17 protein-coding genes are annotated in these 18,800 nt (G+C 31.6%); 6 read left to right on the plus strand and 11 right to left on the minus strand.

Features of this window, described 5'->3' with window-relative positions:
* Positions 1-4: 4 nt before the first annotated feature.
* Together ACM55G_RS10570 and ACM55G_RS10575 are read right to left on the minus strand one after the other, a co-directional pair.
* Positions 5-667 carry a response regulator gene (locus ACM55G_RS10570; protein WP_416843890.1) on the minus strand — a complete coding sequence of 221 codons (663 nt, stop codon included), beginning with the start codon at positions 665-667 and terminating at the stop codon, positions 5-7.
* A gap of 145 nt (positions 668-812) precedes the next feature.
* On the minus strand, positions 813-1,226 hold the full coding sequence (locus ACM55G_RS10575) for a DUF4293 domain-containing protein (RefSeq protein ID WP_416843891.1): 414 nt from the start codon (positions 1,224-1,226) through the stop codon (positions 813-815).
* Between the two features lie 179 nt (positions 1,227-1,405).
* Here ACM55G_RS10575 and rho point away from each other — a divergent pair, with 179 nt between their 5' ends.
* On the plus strand, positions 1,406-3,202 hold the full coding sequence (gene rho / locus ACM55G_RS10580) for a transcription termination factor Rho (protein ID WP_416843892.1): 1,797 nt from the start codon (positions 1,406-1,408) through the stop codon (positions 3,200-3,202).
* Positions 3,203-3,331: 129 nt separating this feature from the next.
* Here the strand turns inward: rho and ACM55G_RS10585 are convergent, their stop codons facing one another.
* The 3 genes from ACM55G_RS10585 to ACM55G_RS10595 all read right to left on the minus strand — a co-directional run bounded on the left by ACM55G_RS10585 (position 3,332) and on the right by ACM55G_RS10595 (position 8,199).
* Positions 3,332-4,588, minus strand: a complete 1,257-nt coding sequence (locus ACM55G_RS10585) for an RsmB/NOP family class I SAM-dependent RNA methyltransferase (RefSeq protein WP_416843893.1) — start codon at positions 4,586-4,588, stop codon at positions 3,332-3,334.
* Positions 4,589-4,729: 141 nt separating this feature from the next.
* Positions 4,730-6,691, minus strand: a complete 1,962-nt coding sequence (locus tag ACM55G_RS10590; protein WP_416843894.1) for a KUP/HAK/KT family potassium transporter — start codon at positions 6,689-6,691, stop codon at positions 4,730-4,732.
* Between the two features lie 122 nt (positions 6,692-6,813).
* A complete protein-coding gene (locus ACM55G_RS10595) occupies positions 6,814-8,199 on the minus strand; it encodes a hypothetical protein (RefSeq protein ID WP_416843895.1) in 1,386 nt (461 codons plus the stop codon).
* 112 nt (positions 8,200-8,311) lie between these two features.
* Between ACM55G_RS10595 and ACM55G_RS10600 the strand changes: the two genes are divergently transcribed.
* Entirely contained in the window at positions 8,312-9,376 is a 1,065-nt protein-coding gene (locus ACM55G_RS10600; RefSeq protein ID WP_416843896.1) for a WD40/YVTN/BNR-like repeat-containing protein, read from the plus strand.
* A 59-nt stretch (positions 9,377-9,435) separates the two neighbouring features.
* Here the strand turns inward: ACM55G_RS10600 and ACM55G_RS10605 are convergent, their stop codons facing one another.
* From ACM55G_RS10605 to ACM55G_RS10620, 4 genes are all read right to left on the minus strand, one after another.
* On the minus strand, positions 9,436-9,894 hold the full coding sequence (locus tag ACM55G_RS10605) for a sensor of ECF-type sigma factor (RefSeq protein ID WP_416843897.1): 459 nt from the start codon (positions 9,892-9,894) through the stop codon (positions 9,436-9,438).
* A 43-nt stretch (positions 9,895-9,937) separates the two neighbouring features.
* Positions 9,938-10,351, minus strand: coding sequence for a hypothetical protein (locus tag ACM55G_RS10610; RefSeq protein ID WP_416843898.1), 414 nt, complete (start codon positions 10,349-10,351; stop codon positions 9,938-9,940).
* A 33-nt stretch (positions 10,352-10,384) separates the two neighbouring features.
* Positions 10,385-10,927, minus strand: a complete 543-nt coding sequence (locus tag ACM55G_RS10615) for an RNA polymerase sigma factor (RefSeq protein WP_416843899.1) — start codon at positions 10,925-10,927, stop codon at positions 10,385-10,387.
* Positions 10,928-10,990: 63 nt separating this feature from the next.
* Positions 10,991-12,217, minus strand: a complete 1,227-nt coding sequence (locus ACM55G_RS10620; protein WP_416843900.1) for an SRPBCC family protein — start codon at positions 12,215-12,217, stop codon at positions 10,991-10,993.
* Positions 12,218-12,505: 288 nt separating this feature from the next.
* Here ACM55G_RS10620 and ACM55G_RS10625 point away from each other — a divergent pair, with 288 nt between their 5' ends.
* A complete protein-coding gene (locus ACM55G_RS10625) occupies positions 12,506-14,542 on the plus strand; it encodes a dipeptidyl-peptidase 3 family protein (RefSeq protein WP_416843901.1) in 2,037 nt (678 codons plus the stop codon).
* A gap of 344 nt (positions 14,543-14,886) precedes the next feature.
* The gene (locus tag ACM55G_RS10630) at positions 14,887-15,276 is read left to right on the plus strand and encodes a pyrophosphohydrolase domain-containing protein (protein ID WP_416843902.1); all 390 of its coding nucleotides are present in this window, start codon (positions 14,887-14,889) and stop codon (positions 15,274-15,276) included.
* Positions 15,277-15,362: 86 nt separating this feature from the next.
* On the opposite strand, the gene ACM55G_RS10635 is transcribed toward ACM55G_RS10630, so the two are convergent.
* Positions 15,363-16,430, minus strand: coding sequence for a branched-chain amino acid aminotransferase (locus ACM55G_RS10635; protein WP_416843903.1), 1,068 nt, complete (start codon positions 16,428-16,430; stop codon positions 15,363-15,365).
* Positions 16,431-16,727: 297 nt separating this feature from the next.
* Between ACM55G_RS10635 and mnmC2 the strand changes: the two genes are divergently transcribed.
* A complete protein-coding gene (mnmC2, locus tag ACM55G_RS10640) occupies positions 16,728-17,390 on the plus strand; it encodes a tRNA (5-methylaminomethyl-2-thiouridine)(34)-methyltransferase MnmC2 (protein WP_416843904.1) in 663 nt (220 codons plus the stop codon).
* A gap of 148 nt (positions 17,391-17,538) precedes the next feature.
* Positions 17,539-17,736, plus strand: a complete 198-nt coding sequence (locus ACM55G_RS10645) for a hypothetical protein (protein ID WP_143388061.1) — start codon at positions 17,539-17,541, stop codon at positions 17,734-17,736.
* Between the two features lie 30 nt (positions 17,737-17,766).
* Here the strand turns inward: ACM55G_RS10645 and ACM55G_RS10650 are convergent, their stop codons facing one another.
* On the minus strand, positions 17,767-18,708 hold the full coding sequence (locus ACM55G_RS10650) for a LysR substrate-binding domain-containing protein (protein WP_416843905.1): 942 nt from the start codon (positions 18,706-18,708) through the stop codon (positions 17,767-17,769).
* Positions 18,709-18,800 lie beyond the last annotated feature (92 nt).

Raw genomic sequence — 18,800 nt, forward strand, 5'->3', positions numbered from 1 at the left:
TAATTTATGACTTTATCAAATTATTTTTAATCGCATATTTAACTAGACTAATAGTGTTTTTGGCATCTAGTTTTTTCATTATGTTCTTGCGATGTGTTTCTACAGTATTCATGCTGATAAAAAGTTGTTCGCTAATTTGCTTTCCACTGTATTCTAATGAAATCAAAGTAATGATTTCCAATTCGCGTCCTGTCAAAATTGAATTTGTATTCAGTTCTTTTTTGTTTAGTTTTGGATTACTCTTTGTTAAAGAATTAAATATTTTTTCTCGAATTGGTTTACTAAAATATTTTTCTCCCCTCGAAATTAATTCAATGGCTTCGACGATATTTTCACCGGCACATTGTTTCGTTAAATAACCACTGACACCAAGTTTCATAATTTCTTTTATCAGTTTCAGATCGTCATAACTGGAAAGAACAATAACCTTGCAAGGAAAACCTTTTTCAGCAAATTCTTTAATGACTTCAATTCCATCTTTTTCTGGCATATTAATGTCTAAAACAAGAATGTCAGATTTGTTATTCGTCACGTCATCATATATGGTGGTTCCGTTTAGAGAAAACCCCACTACTTCATAATTAGGAATTGTTTGCAGTAAAGTGCTAATTCCATCAATAAGTATTTGATGATCGTCTGCTAAATGGATTCTAATTTTTGTTTTCATGATAGAATTATTATAAACCAAATTTATAAAAATTTAATGAATCATTTAATAAGATTTTTATTATTTTATAATATTTATGGCTACAAAAAAACCCGAACTGTTACATTCGGGTTTTCTTCGCACTAAATAAATTAAGTTTATAGGTTTACCTCAATCTATCCACAGATTTTACGAGATCTTCATCCTTTTTTATAGCTTTATTAGCCAAGACTAATAATACGATAGCAACTACAGGTAGAAACATCCCAATACCTTTCTCCGAAACAGCCAGTGTTTCTCCAGATAAATTTAGTGAACGATATACAAACAATCCTAATAAAATTAAATTTAATATTATGTTCAATCTGCCAATAACAAATTGATTTTGTCTTTTTTTATAAGATACAATACTCAGCAAAGTAAGCGTTGTGCTTAAACCAAATAAGATCACATATACCTGGTATTGCATGAATAAAAAATTAGTAGCATTGTTCATTGTCCATAAAGGAATGAAAAATGGTAAAATTCCTGTTACTACAAATGCAAGAAATAAATAAATGGTTTGAATTCTTTGTATCATGGTTTTGATTTGTTGTACAAAAATATATTTTCTTTTTTAAAAATGCTATTGTATGATAAAATTTTATTCGTATTATTGCATGATAATACCGTAAGCACTTCATACTGCGGTTGATTCAAAACAAAAAGTTTACTACCTATCTTTCAATTTTCCAAAATAATTAAACTCATAGAACATTCATGTTTGATATTTCTGCATTAAAAGAAATGAAGCTATCTGAGCTTCAAGAAATAGCTAAATCAGCTAAAACAATAAAGGTTAACGGTGTAAAAAAAGATACTTTAATCAGTCAGATTTTAGAGCATCAAGTGGTTTCTAACGTTGATTCAGTATTAGCTACAAAAGAAGAAGGTAACGTTGAAGACGATAAACCCAAAAGAACGCGAATCGTTCCGGTTAAAAAAATAGCTATTCAAAAAGCAGTAAAAAATACGCTGTTTGAAAAAGAAGAAACTGCAACAGAAACAAGTACTCCAGTTGAAGAAAATCCTGCGGTTGAACCAATACCAAAAGAAGAGGAGATTATTCCAATTGCAGAAGAACAAGCAGATGCGGAGAAAAAAGTAGGTAAAATTATTAAATTTAATAAATCAGCCTACGAAAAGAAGATTGCTTTAAAAAAGGGTAAAGAAGAAGTAAAAGAAGCAAACAAAGAGAATATCGAGATTACAATTGCAACAACTAAAGAGGAAACCGAAGTTCTTGCCACACCGGTAAAAAAGATAAATCCAAATCAATTACATAAGCAGAATCCAAATCAGAATTCCAACCAAAACGCTAACCAAAACGGTAATGGAAACGGTAATCTAAATCCAAATTTTAAAAATAAGAAAAGTAATTTTGCTGCTTCTGATTTTGAATTTGATGGAATTATAGAGAGTGAAGGTGTTCTTGAAATGATGCCAGATGGATATGGTTTCTTGCGTTCTTCAGATTATAATTATTTGGCTTCGCCAGATGATATTTATTTATCGACTTCTCAAATTAGATTGTTCGGTCTAAAAACTGGAGATACCGTAAAAGGTGTGGTTCGTCCACCAAAAGAAGGAGAGAAATTTTTTCCATTAGTACGCGTTTTAAAAATAAACGGACACGACCCTCAAGTGGTTCGAGATAGGGTTTCATTCGAACATCTAACGCCTGTTTTTCCTTCAGAAAAATTTAAACTGGCTGAAAAGCAAAGTACCATTTCAACACGAATTATCGATTTGTTTTCACCAATAGGAAAAGGACAACGTGGAATGATTGTGGCGCAGCCTAAAACGGGTAAAACAATGTTACTTAAGGAAATTGCCAATGCAATTGCGGCGAATCATCCTGAAGTGTATTTAATTGTTTTATTAATTGATGAACGCCCGGAAGAGGTTACTGATATGCAACGTAGTGTGCGTGGCGAAGTAATTGCTTCTACATTTGACAGAGAACCGCAAGAGCATGTGAAAATTGCGAATATCGTTCTTGAGAAAGCAAAAAGATTGGTAGAATGCGGTCATGATGTTGTGATTCTATTGGATTCCATTACGCGTTTGGCCAGAGCGTATAATACCGTTCAACCTGCTTCAGGTAAAGTATTAAGTGGTGGTGTGGATGCGAATGCATTGCAAAAACCAAAACGTTTCTTTGGAGCTGCCCGTAATGTAGAAAATGGTGGCTCATTAAGTATTATTGCTACTGCATTGACTGAAACCGGTTCAAAAATGGATGAAGTTATTTTCGAAGAATTTAAAGGTACCGGTAATATGGAATTGCAATTGGATAGAAAAATTGCTAACAAACGTATTTTTCCTGCTATCGATTTAACTTCTTCAAGTACAAGACGTGACGATATGCTATTGGATCAAAAAACATTGCGACGCATGTGGATTATGAGAAAATACCTTTCGGACATGAATCCAGTGGAAGCTATGGATTTCATTAATGATCGTTTCAAGAAAACCAAAAACAATGAGGAGTTTTTAATCTCAATGAATGATTAATTGAAGTTTGAAGTTTTTGAATTTAAGGTTTAAAGTTGGAAAAATATTAAGCTGAAAAAATAATAATATAAAAAAGTCCTCGAATTTCGAGGACTTTTTTTGTGAATTCAGGAGTCTAAAATCTCTATTCTATTCTATTTCTTTCTGTACTCTTTTTTCTTTCTGCTCTAAGTTTTCTTTACGTTCTAACAAAGCCATGTAGAATCCGTCAAAACCAGACTCTGAAGCCAATATTTTTTGGTCTTTAATAAAGTTGAATTGTTTTCCAATGTCAGTAGTCAAGAAACGAGCAATTTGCTCTTGATTTTCGGATGGTAATATAGAACAAGTAGCGTACACTAATTTCCCACCCGGTTTTACAATTTTAGAATAACTTTCTAAAACTTCCGATTGTACTTTACGGATGTTATCAATAAATTCCGGTTTTAATTTCCATTTAGCGTCTGGATTTCTTTTTAGAACTCCTAAGCCGCTACAAGGTGCGTCAATTAAAACACGGTCTGCTTTTTCGTGTAATTTTTTGATGATTTTTGTAGAATCAATGATGCGGTATTCAATATTGAAAGCGCCATCTCTTTTGGCTCTGATTTTTAATTGCTTTAATTTGCTTTCATACAAATCCATAGCAATTAACTGTCCTTTGTTTTCCATCAAAGAAGCAATGTGTAATGTTTTACCACCAGCACCAGCGCAGGTATCAACAACACGCATTCCAGGTTTTACATCAAGGAAAGCAGCCACTAATTGGGAGTTAGCATCCTGAACTTCAAAGAAACCTTGTTTGAAAGCATCAGTCAAGAAAACATTAGCTCTTTCTTTTAGAACCAAAGCATCAGGTTGATTTTTCAGCGTCTCTGTGTCAATATTTAAATCCATCAAAATAGCACGAAGCGCTTCTCGAGTTGTCTTAAGTGTGTTTACCCTTAGAATAACTTTAGCAGGCTGGTTTTGAGCTGTAATTTCAGTTGCCCAAACTTTTTCACCTAATTCTTTAACTCCTAATTCATCCATCCAGTCCGGAATAGATTCTTTCAAGGCTCTCACTTTTGAAAGTTCGTCAAAACGACCTTTTATTTTTCTTTCTGGAGTTCCTTCCAATTGGCGCCAATCAGGAATAGGGTAGCCTCTTAAAACGGCCCATACAGAAAACATTCTCCAAAGATTGTCTCTGTCAAAAGGTTCTTTTACTTCGGCGATTTCGGCATATAATCTTTTCCAACGTACAATTTCGTAGATGGTTTCGGCAACAAATTTTCTGTCAGAGCTTCCCCAACGTTTGTCTTTTTTTAAGGATCGTGCTACCACTTTATCAGCATATTCGCCTTCATTAAATATGGCGTTCAAAGCATCAATGGTAGTATAAACTAAATTTCTGTGTAATCTCATTTTTAATAATTGAGGTGCAAAGGTACTATTAATTGATTGAATGTTATATTTTTAATAATGAATGTTATTTTTTAATTTTTTGGTATAAAAAAACACTGTTTTTACACAGTGCTTTTATAAATTATTAGGATTTTAAAATCCTTATTTAACTCTTGTTAATGCTATCTTTTCAGGAGCATGAAGCACCATTGGGAATTTTTCAATTTTAACAGAGCTGCTGTCTAAGCCAAAGGCTCTTTCTTCAGATAAACTTAATTTTTTAATGAAGAAATAGGAATTCATGATTATTTTTTCATACCATCTTAAGTCACTATCATTAGAAAGGAACTTTTCAGATAATACAAATTTGAAATCCCCTATAATGTTATTTTTATTCAAAGATTCATATCTGCTGGTTATATCTACTTCTCCTTTTTGTACCATGTCTTTAATTACCTCTTTAAACATCAAGTTTATTTTGGTAGGCTCTCTAAAACCAAGATTAAAGTCCACACGATACAAATCATCTTTAACCATTTCGGTTACTTTATATTCGGTTTTATAAGGTTCCGTTAATATATTCACGTGTACGAACCAATAGATATCAGCTCTTTTAGGTCTTTTTTGTAAAATGGAATACATTACTTTTTCTTCTATTTCATCTGTTCTTCCTGCATTAGTCATATAGACTAAATGCGTCGCGTATTTAGGAATGGATAAGTCCTTACTTAATTCGACAAGCACCTTTTTGTAATCTTCAATCTTAACAATTTTGGTATAGCTTTTGTTAATTTTCTTAGCTAAATACCAAATGGTCATTACCGATATTAAAACTATTGCTATAAAAAGGGTTACATAGCCACCTTCTGCAAATTTTGTAATATTAGCTGCTAAAAAGCTAAATTCAATTATTAGATAAATGGTAATCAATGGTACAATAAAATACAATTTTACTCTTTTCATTATTAAATAAAAATTAAGTAAAATAGTAGTCATTATCATGCATAAAATAATAGCTAATCCGTAAGCATGTTCCATATTACTGGATTCTTCAAAGTGCAATACGATGCCAACACAACCAAAAAACAGCAACCAGTTTATAGATGGAATATATAATTGTCCTTTTAACTCAGTAGGGTATTTTATTTTTACTTTAGGCCAAAAGTTCAATCGCATGGCTTCATTTATTAATGTAAATGAACCACTGATTAATGCTTGTGAAGCAATTACTGCTGCAAGTGTTGCAATAATAATTCCTATAGGTTGAAACCAATCAGGCATGATAAGATAGAATGGATTTCCATTTTTTCCTCCTAAACTTTGTAATGTTTCGCCCTCGTGATGGATTAAATAAGCCGCTTGTCCAAAATAATTAAGCACTAACGCAGTTTTTACAAAGATCCAGCTAATTCTAATGTTTTTTCGACCACAATGTCCCATATCTGAATATAATGCTTCAGCTCCAGTTGTACAAAGAAATACAAAACCCAGAACAAAAAAACCTTCAGGATGAATGGATAATAGATGATAGGCATAGTAAGGGTTCAGAGCTTTGAAAACTTCAGTATGTTGTGCGATTTGTATGGAGCCCAAAACGGCAAGCATACCAAACCAAATAAGCATCATTGGAGCGAAAAATTTACCGACTAATTTGGTTCCAAATTGTTGAATTGCAAACAATACAAATAGAATTCCTATTACTATTGGGATAGTATTTATATGTGGGTAATAGGTTCTGATTCCCTCAACAGCAGAAGATACAGATATGGGTGGGGTTATTATTCCATCGGCGAGTAAGGCACTTCCGCCAATAATTGCGGGGACTATTAACCATTGAATTTTTGTTTTTTTGACTAATGCATATAAAGCAAAAATACCACCTTCACCATGATTGTCAGCACTTAAAGTAATCAGTACATATTTTATAGTGGTTTGTAGAGTAAGAGTCCAAAATACAGCTGAAATCCCTCCCAAAACGACATCAGCATTGATAATATGATCACCTAGTATGGCTTTCATTACATATAAAGGTGAAGTTCCAATATCACCGTAAATTATTCCTAATGAAACTAGTAACCCACCTAATGTTAATTTAGTATGCAAGTCTTTGTGCGATGCGCTCATGTAATATTTTTAAAAAACTCATCAAATTTACTCTTTTTAAATAAATTAGAGCTGTTTATTTAATAAAATGACAAAAAAAAGCACAGTTGATACAACCGTACTTTTTAATTTATTAGCGTGTTTTAAGACCTTCTGCTATCGTTTCTTGATGAAGAATTTCCTCTCTGTTGTTCCGATCTTTGTGGAGCTGCTTGTCCATCTGAATTTCCTCTTTGTTGTTGCGCTCTTTGTGGCGCAGCTTCTCCTGATGAATTCCCTCTGTTTTGAGAGTAATCTCTTTGTTGTTGTGCTCTTTGTGGAGCTGCTTCTCCTGATGAATTCCCTCTGTTTTGAGAATAATCTCTTTGTTGTTGTGCTCTTTGTGGCGCAGCTTCCCCTGATGAATTTCCTCTGTTTTGAGAGTAATCTCTTTGTTGTTGTGCTCTTTGTGGAGCTGCTTCTCCTGGTGAATTACCTCTGTTTTGAGAGTAATCTCTTTGTTGTTGTGCTCTTTGTGGCGCAGCTTCCCCAGTTGAATCCCCTCTGTTTTGAGAATAATCTCTTTGTTGTTGCGCTCTTTGTGGAGCTGCTTCTCCAGAAGAATTTCCTCTGTTTTGAGAATAATCTCTTGGTTGTTGCGCTCTTTGTGGAGTCGCATTTCTAGAAGGATTGGCTCTGTTTTGAGAATAATCTCTTTCATTCTCTGTCCTTTGTGTGGAAGCTTCTCTAGAAGAATTGGTTCTGTTTTGATAACCATTTTCATTTCTAGAACCAACATTTCTAGATCCTCTTCTTTGGTCTAATTCATAACGATTTGTTACTTGATAATTTCTTCTTGAGAAAGCATAGTTTGGGTATTGTCTTTCATATCCATTTGAACGTCTTGTACTGTATAATCCTATGGCAATACTACTTCTTCTTGAGGTAACATAGTTGTAATTGTTGTTTATATTTAAGCAAATATTGATGTTATTTCTATATCTGAAAATTGGGAATGGATTCCATGCATAATAATATGAAGGATAATAACCCCAATTCCAAGTAGAATAATAGGGACGGTAATTAGAAGCCCAAAAAGAAGCATAAATATATGGTGTATTGTAATACACAGGCTCGTAAATGTAATTTTGACCATACATGTATACATCTCCTACAACTTGTACATGAATATTGTAGTATCTGTCTTTCTCAACATCGATTGTTGCAACATCTTGATATACATCCTGATCAATAACTGCCTGGATGATAATCACGTGAGTTCTATTTTCGACGGATTCAATTACTCTTAAGTAATCTACTTCGTTATCATTATTCAAATCTAAATTTGATATCTGAAGTTGTGGGTCATTCAACCGTCTTTCAAAATCCTGAAGATCTCTTGAATCTCCAAAAATTGATGCAACTGCACGTAAATCTAAATTATCGCTAATTTCATTATTCAGTGCATTTACTGTAGTTCTATCTTGCGCATATATTTGTGTGGCGAAAACAGAAGTTAATAAACTTAAAAGAACTATTTTAGTTTTCATGATTAATAGTATTAATTTAATATTTTTTAACATTCAATTACTGTGCCAATAAATTTAGGCACTATTGGGATTAACATTTTTAATTGTAGATTAGCCTTTAAAATGATAGAAAATGCTAAGAAATATTTTAATTATATTGGTTTTAAATATTTTTACATCTTGTAAAACAAGTAGTTGTGTTGTTGTAAATCCTAATGATATGGGCTTTCAATCTGTGCAAATTGATACGTTGTTTCAAGATAAAGTGAGTATTAGAGCCATTCTAATTGATGCAAATAAAATTTGGTATGCTGCGGACAATTCAAGATTTGGTTTTTATGATTTGGAAAAAAATAAAAAAGATGAAAGCCATATTGGTAATGATAGTTTGATGTTTGAATTTAGAAGCATTGCGCAAACATCTGCAGCAATTTTTATACTTAACGTTTCAAATCCAGCTTTATTATATAAAATTGCTAAAGACGGATCAGCAACCCAATTGGTTTATCAGGAAAATCATAAAAAAGTATTTTATGATAGTATGCAATTTTGGAATGACAAAGAAGGAATCGCTATTGGAGATCCAATAACTAATTGTCTTAGTATAATAATAACGCGTGACGGTGGTGCTTCATGGAATAAAATCTCGTGTGATAAATTACCAAAAATAATAGAGGGGGAAGGTGCTTTTGCGGCAAGCAACACTAATATTGTTACCAAAGGAAATAAGACTTGGATTGTTACTGGCGGAAAAAAAGCCCGAGTTTTTTATTCATCAGATAAAGGGAAAACTTGGGAAGTGCATGATACGCCAATAGTTCAAGGGAAAACCATGACTGGGATTTTTACAGCTGATTTTTATGATTCCAAAAAAGGATTTATAGCTGGAGGGAATTATGAGGTATTGAATCAAAATTTCTCAAACAAGGCGTTAACAACTAACGGGGGTAAAACATGGAAATTACAAGCCGAAAATCATGGTTTTGGTTATACTTCCTGCGTACAATATGTTCCAGAAAGTGATGGAAGAGAATTAGTTTCAGTAGGTGCATCCGGATTGTATTATTCATCGGATAGTGGTATTTCATGGAAACAATTAACTACTGATTCCAATCTTTTTACAATTCGGTTTTTGGATAAGCACACCGCTATTGCTGCAGGTAAAAATAAAATGGTTCGCTTAAATTTTAAAAAATAAAACCCTATTATAATGAATGAACCATTGAATAGGGCGTTTATTGAATTAATAAAATTAATTTATTTTCTAGGACCTTTGTCGCGGTACTGGTGCAATAATTTTCTATTGAAATCCTCTTCAGATTTTCGTAGTTTTATGATTTTAATTGCTGGAATAATAGTTTTAAGATTTGCAGTGAATTTTTTTCGTAATAAAAATAATTCTTCTTCATTGCTTTCCATTTGAGTAAGAAAAGTACTGGCTTCTTTTTCAGACATTTTATCCAGACCTCCATCATTTATTCTTTTCATTAAAGTTTTCATTTTTTGATGTCTCAATTCAAATTGCTTATCATCAAATGTGTTGTAGAGTGGCCAAAATTTTTCGGCTTCACTAGTTGTTAAATCTAATTCGGTTGTCAAAAAAGCAACTTTTAAAACTTTGATTTGTTCTTTTTTTTCTTTCATTTTTTCGCCTTGAGCATAAAAATTGAAAGAGAAAAGTAAGAGTAGTATTGGTAATATTTTTTTAATGTTCATTATTGTATTTTTAAGTTCAATTTCAGTATTAAAATGTATTGTTTTATTCAATCATAAGATTTTCAACATTGGAATTTATAGATAATAAATCTTCAACGGTCTTGTCTTCAAGTGCTACGGTAGTTTCTATTTTATTAATATCTTCAAAGTCTAGCTCACTTATGAGATCGTATTGGTTCATATTAGATTGATAGGTAAGATAATTTTCTAAAGTTTTGGAATCTAATTCCTTAGTTTTTGTAGTGTAGGTGTTTATAATAGGTATCATTAAAGCAATAACTAAAATTGCAGCTGCCATCATCATTATTATCTTTCTTTTTTGAAAAAGAGAAATTACTTTTGAATCTTCTTTTGGCAATTGTTGTAAAACTTTTGTCGAAAAATTTTCAAAGTAATGATCTGGAGTTTTAAATCCGGATTCAATTTTTGTGTTGTTTTCTAATTTAAATGCTTTCATAATATTCATTAGACTTAATTAAATATAAAAGGTTTAATTTACCGTTACAAAGGCTTCTATTTTTTTTACGGCATGATGATAAGATGCTTTCAAAGCACCGACTGAAGTCCCTAATATTTCTGATATCTGTTCATATTTTAATTCTTCAAAATACTTCATTTTGAAAACTAATTGTTGTTTTTCGGGTAAAACGGCGATGGCTTTTTGTAATTTTATTTGAATTTCATTTCCGTCAAAATAAATATCTGCTTTTAGATTATCAATGGTTTTGTTTTGTAATGTTTCAGATGAAATTCCGTTAATTTTTGCTTTTTGATTCAAAAAGGTTAATGCTTCATTAGTTGCAATGCGATACATCCAAGAAAAAAGTTTACTGTCTCCTTTAAATTTTTTTAAATGTTGAAATACCTTTATAAAAGTGTTTTGCAGCACATCATCAGCATCATCATGACTCAATACAATATTGCGAATGTGATTGTACAGCGGTTTTTGATAATCTTGTAAGAGTTGTTGAAACGCTTGATTTTGCGTTTTAGGGTTCAATAGTTTTTGAATGAATTCCTTTTCCTCTTGCAAAGCTATTATTTATAAGTTAGAATGGAATTTATCAAATAGGTTTAATTTAGAATAAAAAAAATATTAAAATTCAGATTGTTCTTCTTCTTTTTTTGGAGCGGTTGGATTTTTTATGACAGGTTCATTTTTTATAATTTGTTTGGGTTTTGCAACGGGCTTAGGTTTTGCAACGGGTTCAGTTTTTATAGCTTCAGTAGTTTTTATACCAGGTCCAGTTGTTATGGCTAGATCGGCTTTTATAACTGCCGGCTTGAAGATTGTAACAGGTTCTCCTTTTGATTTTATTGGAAAATAAATTTCAGTAACCCATTTTGATGGATTTTTTATGTTGGTTTTATCCATCAGGTAAATTTCAAGATGTGAAATTGTCCCATCTGCTGCTAAATGATTCGCATTAAGGTATTGCGTTGTTTTGTCTAGAGCTTTGTCTCTATGGGAATAATCACCTGTTAAAGTAGTTTTTACTGCTTCAAACGCTTCTAGTTTTCCAGAATAAAGATCGCTTCCCTCGCTTGTGAAAATTTGATTTTTAATTGGTACACAAATAGATATTTTAGTAAGTCCGTTTACTAAATCATAGTTATGATAGAGTATGAAAGGTTTTCCAGTAATTACCAGATTATTTTTTTTGCAAAAAGTGATGATTTTTGGAGCAACAATTTTATAATTCTTAGTAACATTGGCAATTTTACTGGTGAAAGTTTGATGTAAATAAAAAGTCTCCGGTTTCTTTACCATGCCGTCTACTTTTACGGAATAGGTATTTATTTCATAATCTAATGTTTTGTCTAAGTTAGCTAAGCTTTTTTCATACATTCCACCTATTATTTTTTCAGCACCTCCATTAAAAGCAGAATAAATTTTGAAAAGAAAACTCATTTTTCCTTTTGTTCTCCAAGTCACTTTAGTTCCTCCTACAGTGTCTTTGAAAGTCCAGAAAACATCTGAAGAAGTTCCGTTATAATTCATTTTTTGAGAAATACTATCATTTTCTTTTACGAAAATCGTTTTCATATCGCCATTGCCATCTTTCCCTTCCCAAGAATAAGAACCGCCTTTTCCAATTGTATTTTGAGGGTAAGTTATTTTTATTTCAGGATCTGCTGTAACCCAAGAGCCAAAATCTCCCCAATTTTTAAAATCATTCACATAATTAAATACCGCGGGTTTTGGGGAATTAATCACTTTACTTCTTTCTACAGTAAAATCTCCTTTTTGTGTTGCAATAAAAATGGATAATGCAATTAAGCTAAGTAGTAATAAAAGAAATAAATATTTTAAAATCCTCATGATAATAGACTGTTTTATCTTGTAAAGTTAGAAATTTTATTAATACTGTAAGGCAACTATTAAAAAATTATAAAACTTGGTGGTTTAGTTTTTGCAATTCAAACTTTTTTTTGAATTTAATTTTTATTTTATTTAACTCTGAATCAAAAAAATATTGACAGTAAAGTGGAATTATAATTTTGTTCACTTTAAGAGAGCGACAATATTAGGTATGGTTTTTATTATTTATTTAAAGAATATGTATATTTGTTATATAATAGTTTGCTAAACATCTAAATATTAGTAATAATGAAATCACTTAAAATTGCTGGATTTTTTACAACTCTTGCGGTTTCTGTTATTTGTAATGCACAAGTGACAAAAACTACGGCAGTAAAAACCACAGAGAAAGCTTCTTTCGATTATGTTGTTGAACAATTTGCCGACATTAAAGTATTGCGTTATCAAATTCCTGATTGGAAAAATCTAACACTAAAAGAACAAAAATTAGTTTATTTTTTGACTCAAGCCGGAACTTCAGGACGTGATATAATGTGGGACCAACATTATAAATACAATCTGAAAATTAGAAAAGCATTAGAGAATATTTATAAAAATTATAAAGGAGATAAGACTTCTGGAGACTGGAAAAATTTCGAAATATACCTTAAAAGAGTTTGGTTTTCCAATGGCATTCATCATCATTATTCCAGCGATAAAATTAAGCCAGGATTTTCTATTGCCTATTTTAACGGTTTATTGAAAACTACTAATACAACTTTATCGCCAACTATTGCAGCTATTATCTTTAATGATGCTGATGCCAAAAAAGTGAATCTTGACGAATCAAAAGGTTTATTGGAAGGGTCAGCCATTAATTTCTATGACAAGGGAATTTCATTAAAAGAAGCGGAAGATTTTTACGCTAATAAAACAAGTCCAGATCCTAAGAAACCTTATTCTTATGGTTTAAATTCTAAATTAGTTCGCAATTCAAAAGGACAATTAACTGAAAAAGTTTGGAAAAGTGGCGGCATGTACGGTGCAGCAATTGATAAAATTACTTATTGGCTAGAAAAAGCAAAAACAGTTGCCGAAAATAAAAAACAAGCGGATGCTTTAGGATTACTGATCAGTTATTACAAAACGGGTAATTTAAAAACTTGGGATGATTATAATATCGCTTGGTTAGATGCAACCGAAGGTAACATTGATTATATTAATGGTTTTATTGAAGTATACAATGATCCATTAGGCTACAGAGGTTCTTATGAAGGAATCGTTCAGATTAAAGATTTTGACATGTCGGCAAAAATGGAAGTAGTTTCCAAAAATGCCCAATGGTTTGAAGATAATTCTCCGTTAATGCCAGAACATAAAAAGAAAAATGTAGTGGGTGTTTCTTACAAAACGGTTATTGTAGCAGGAGAATCGGGTGATGCATCGCCAAGTACACCTATTGGAGTAAATCTTCCAAATGCAGATTGGATTCGTGCGGAACATGGTTCAAAATCAGTTTCTTTAGGAAATATTATTGATTCGTATGCAAAAGCTGCCGGTAAAGGAAAATTAGAAGAATTTGCTAATGACGAAGAAGAAATTGCTTTGGCCAAAAAATATGGCGAAATAGGGGATAAGATGCATACTGCTTTACACGAAGTGGTGGGTCATGCTTCAGGACAAATTAATCCTGGTGTAGGAACTCCTAAAGAATCCTTGAAAAGTTATGCTTCGACACTTGAAGAAGGTAGGGCTGATCTAGTTGGATTATATTATTTGTACAATCCAAAATTACAGGAATTAGGGTTAGTTGACGATTGGAAAAAACTTGGAATGGAATCTTATGATAGTTACATTAGAAATGGGTTAATGACGCAGTTAGTGCGTTTAGAATTGGGTGCCAATATTGAAGAAGCACACATGAGAAACCGTCAGTGGGTGAGTTCTTGGGTTTTTGAAAAAGGACAAAAAGACAATGTTATAGAGAAAATCACTCGTAACGCAAAAACGTATTTCAATGTTACGGATTATGAAAAGTTACACGATTTATTCGGGCAATTGTTAAGAGAAGTACAACGAATCAAATCAGAAGGAGATTTTAATGCAGGAAAAGCATTAGTGGAAAATTATGGTGTGAAAGTAGATCAAAAACTACATGCCGAAGTTTTAGAACGTAACAAACAATTTGCTTCAGCTGCTTATAGTGGTTTTGTAAATCCGGTCTTGGTTCCTAAATTAGACAAAACAGGTAAAATTATTTCGATAGAAATACAACAGCCAAAAACATTTGCCGAACAAATGTTGAAATATTCTAAAAACTTTGCTTTTTTACCTTTGGAAAATTAGCGGTATAAATTTCAAAAAAAAATGCTCACCTATAAATAATAGTGGGCATTTTTTATTCCAAAAAATAAAGAGATTAACGTTTGAAAAATATTTTAATCATAAACAGAATTCCAATAAAAATTAAGAAACCTATTAATATTTTGTAATTCCCCTTATAAAACTCTTTATGTACTCCCAAATCTTTTCGGTAGGCATAAATTGCTGCAATAACAAAAGCAACAAAAAAACAGCCTGCAAACACTAATTGTCCTTGACTAAACATAGTTTAAATTATTTCGGGCAAATTTAGTTAATTGTTTAGAAATAGTTGCTAATTTGCCTTTTCATTTAATAAAAATAAAAACATGCAAAAACAGATAGAATCCGTAAAGGAATTTCATACCGCATTTAAAATAGGACATAATGAAATACCTACAGCTAATTTAGGAGAAAATAAACACGCACTTCGATACAACTTGATGAAAGAGGAAAACGAAGAATATCTGGAAGCAGTTCAAAATAATGATTTGGTAGAAATTGCAGACGCACTTGGCGATATGATGTATATTTTATGTGGAACTATTATTGAGCACGGCCTACAGCATAAAATGGAAGCAGTTTTTGATGAAATTCAACGCAGTAATATGAGTAAATTAGACGAAGATGGAAAACCTATTTACCGTGAAGACGGAAAAGTAATGAAAGGTCCTAATTATTTCAAACCTGATTTTTCTAAAATATTGGAGGGAAAATAGGAGATTCATTTTGCCTAAAAAAGATTTATAAAAAAAGCGATTTTCAGTATGAAAATCGCTTTTTTTATAAATCTAAAATTAGAAATTTATACTTTAACAGTCCAACCAAAAGTATCTTCCTCCAATTTATTTTGAATATTGGTCAATTTATCTTTTAATTGAGATGCCATAGATTTTTCAATTTTTGGTAATTCATGATAAACATCCTTATACGAAAATCCAGAAATAGGGCTTACCACTGCAGCAGTTCCAGCTCCAAAGATTTCCTTTAAAGTTCCATTTTCAGAAGCCTCAACAAGTTCTGAAACTAAAACGGGACGAATGTCGACAACTATACCTTCACTTTTTGCTAAATCAATCAACGTTTTTCGGGTTACTCCATCAAGAATTCTCTCGCTTACAGGCGCTGTTAGTAACGTATCATTGATTCTAAAAAATACATTCATTGTACCGGCTTCTTCCAATTTGGTATGTGTTGCATCATCAGTCCAGATTACTTGTTGGAATCCTTCTTTATTAGCTAAGTCAGTAGGGTAAAATTGGGCTGCATAATTTCCAGCAGCTTTTGCAGCTCCTATTCCACCGTTTGCAGCTCTACTGAAATGCTCCGCAATAAGTACTTTTACATCACCCGAATAATAAGCTGCTACAGGAGACAAAATAATCATGAATTTATAATCATCTGATGGATTTGCAATTACTCCCGTGCCTGTTGCAATCATAAACGGTCTAATATACATGGAATTTCCTTTTCCTTTTTTTATCCAAGCTTCATCTAATTGTAACAATTGATTTAGACCATTCATAAATACATCTTCTGGAACTTCTGGCATAGCCATTCTTACAGCAGATTTATTGAAACGGTTGTAATTTTCATCAGGTCTAAAAAGCCAAATGTCATTATTGTCATCTTTATATGCTTTCATACCTTCAAAAATAGCTTGGCCATAATGAAAAACTCTTGTAGACGGATCTAACAAAAAAGGAGCGTAAGGCTTAATGACCGGTTTTTGCCATTCCCCATTTTTAAAATCACATTCGAATAAATGATCTGTAAAAACAGAACCAAAGCTTAAGTTTTCAAAATCTACTTCATTTATTTTTGAAGTAGGGGCTTTAATTATTTCAATTTTGCTAGTTTGAGTTGTACTCATAATAAGGTATTGTTTATTTTTATTTTTTATACTTGGGGATTAAAATCTTTGCTTTTTACAAAACTAAGTTTAATGTTTGCAAAATTAAATAAAAATCACTGAAATACTTATGATTATTCCATTAATTATAGCATTTAGCTGTGATTTATTTATCTTTTAAAAAATGGAAATAAATAGCGTCAATTTATATGAAATTTATAAAAAATATAGATTTTTTGAGACTATTACGTTTTAGTTTTGATTAAATTTGACCGGCTTATATAGCTATTAAACTAAGAATAATCTCAAATTATAATTTTGAAAAGAGAAATAATCCAAACACTCGATGGTTCCACAACCATTCACTTGCAGGAATGGGATGAATGTTATCATTCTAAACATGGGGCCATACAGGAAGCACAACACGTATTTATCAAAAATGGATTGTCTTTGTTTCAAAATAGACAAATTTCTATTTTAGAAATTGGTTTTGGAACAGGTTTGAATGCTTTCGTCACTTTTCTGGAAGCATCTAAAATGAAGCAATCCATCGATTATGTAGGAGTTGAGGGATATCCAATATCAGCAGAGGAAGTTGTATCGATGAATTACGTAGATGAACTGAATGCCAGTAATGAAAGTTCTGTATTTAAAAAAATGCATGAAAGCAATTGGGAAGAAAAAATTGTTTTAAGGGATGATTTTACGTTGACTAAAAGGAAACAACTTTTTGAAGAAATTGATGATTTTGAAAAATTTGATTTAATCTATTTTGATGCTTTTGGGTATCGGGTGCAACCTGAATTGTGGAGTACAGCCATTTTTAAAAAAATGCATAATGCTCTTAAAAACAATGGTGTACTGGTTACTTATGCTGCGAGAGGAGTGGTGAAAAGGAGTATGATAGAAGTGGGTTTCACAGTTGAAAAATTAGCGGGACCTCCTGGGAAAAGAGAAATGTTTCGTGCGACTAAGAAATAGAAAAATAAAAATTTTGAGTTTAAGAAAAATACTTTTTTTGAAATGAAATAAAATACTAAAAAGAACGTTAATTTGTTATATTGTCTCTTGTAAAAATGTATTTTTACATAAATTAATACTATTTGATAACCAAAAATCTTAATTTATTATGTCGAAAATCATGTTTGATTACACAAAATCAGTGCTTGAAAGAGTAAGTTTCGATCCGATGCTTTTTTGTAAAGAATTAGAAAAAGCAATTAAAACTTTATTACCATACGAAATGGAACAATTAAGAGAATGGTTATTAAATTTTACAATTGGAAAACCAGAATTAAAACAATGTTTACTAATCGTAAATTCATAAATAAAAAGGAACCTTAGATTGGTTCCTTTTTTATTTTTTCTGAATTGGGCTAATAATTTGAACATTTTGAAAAACAATTGCCCCTTTTATTACACCTGCAATTGTGCTCCGAAGTGCATCAATTATCTGAATTTTAAGTTCACTTTTAGGAAAGATTAAGCTGACTTCCCTTGCAGGTTTTGGCTCCTTAAAGTGGCGTAATTTAATTTTGTCGGATTCTTTTAAATCTAAGGTATGTAAATAAGGAAGTAATGTGGTTCCCAAACCTTCATCGGCTAATTTTATTAAAGTTTCAAAACTTCCACTTTGTATTCGAAAGTGATTCATTTCATTCTTACCGGCACTTTTGCATAAGTTTAAAATACCTTCGCGAAAACAATGACCGTCTTGCAATAATAGGATTTCATCTAAGTTTAAATCTGCGACTTCTATTTCTTCTTTCTGAAAATTATGATGACTCTCCGGAATGTAGGCGACAAAAGGTTCAAAATACAAAACAATTTCCTTGATTTTTTCTTCCAGTAAAGGTGTAGCTGCAATTGCAGCATCAAGATGACCGTTATTGAGTTTTATAATAATCTCTTCCGTGTTCAACTCTTCAATAATAAGCTTTACTTTGGGATATTTTTTGATAAAATTATTCAAAAACATTGGTAATAATGTTGGCATAATTGTAGGAATTATTCCTAATCTGAATTCTCCTCCAATATAACCTTTTTGTTGCTCTACAATATCTTGAATTCTATCGGCTTCGTTAACAATGTTTTTAGCCTGATTGACGATTTTTTGTCCAATATCCGTAAGCTGAATTGGTTTTTTTGTTCTATCAAATATTTGAATACTTAACTCTTCTTCAATTTTTTGAATTTGCATGCTCAAAGTGGGCTGAGTTACAAAACATTTTTCGGCAGCAAGAGTAAAGTTTTTATGTTCGGCTACAGCTAAAACATATTTCAGTTGAGTGATTGTCATTTTTTATAGTAATATCTAATACAAATATAAAAACAATCAATTTAGTTTATAGTGTAAAATGTTATTTTGTTGTTTAAATTTGTTGAAAACAA

The organism is Flavobacterium algoriphilum (genome assembly GCF_048158655.1).
GTDB lineage: Bacteria > Bacteroidota > Bacteroidia > Flavobacteriales > Flavobacteriaceae > Flavobacterium > Flavobacterium algoriphilum.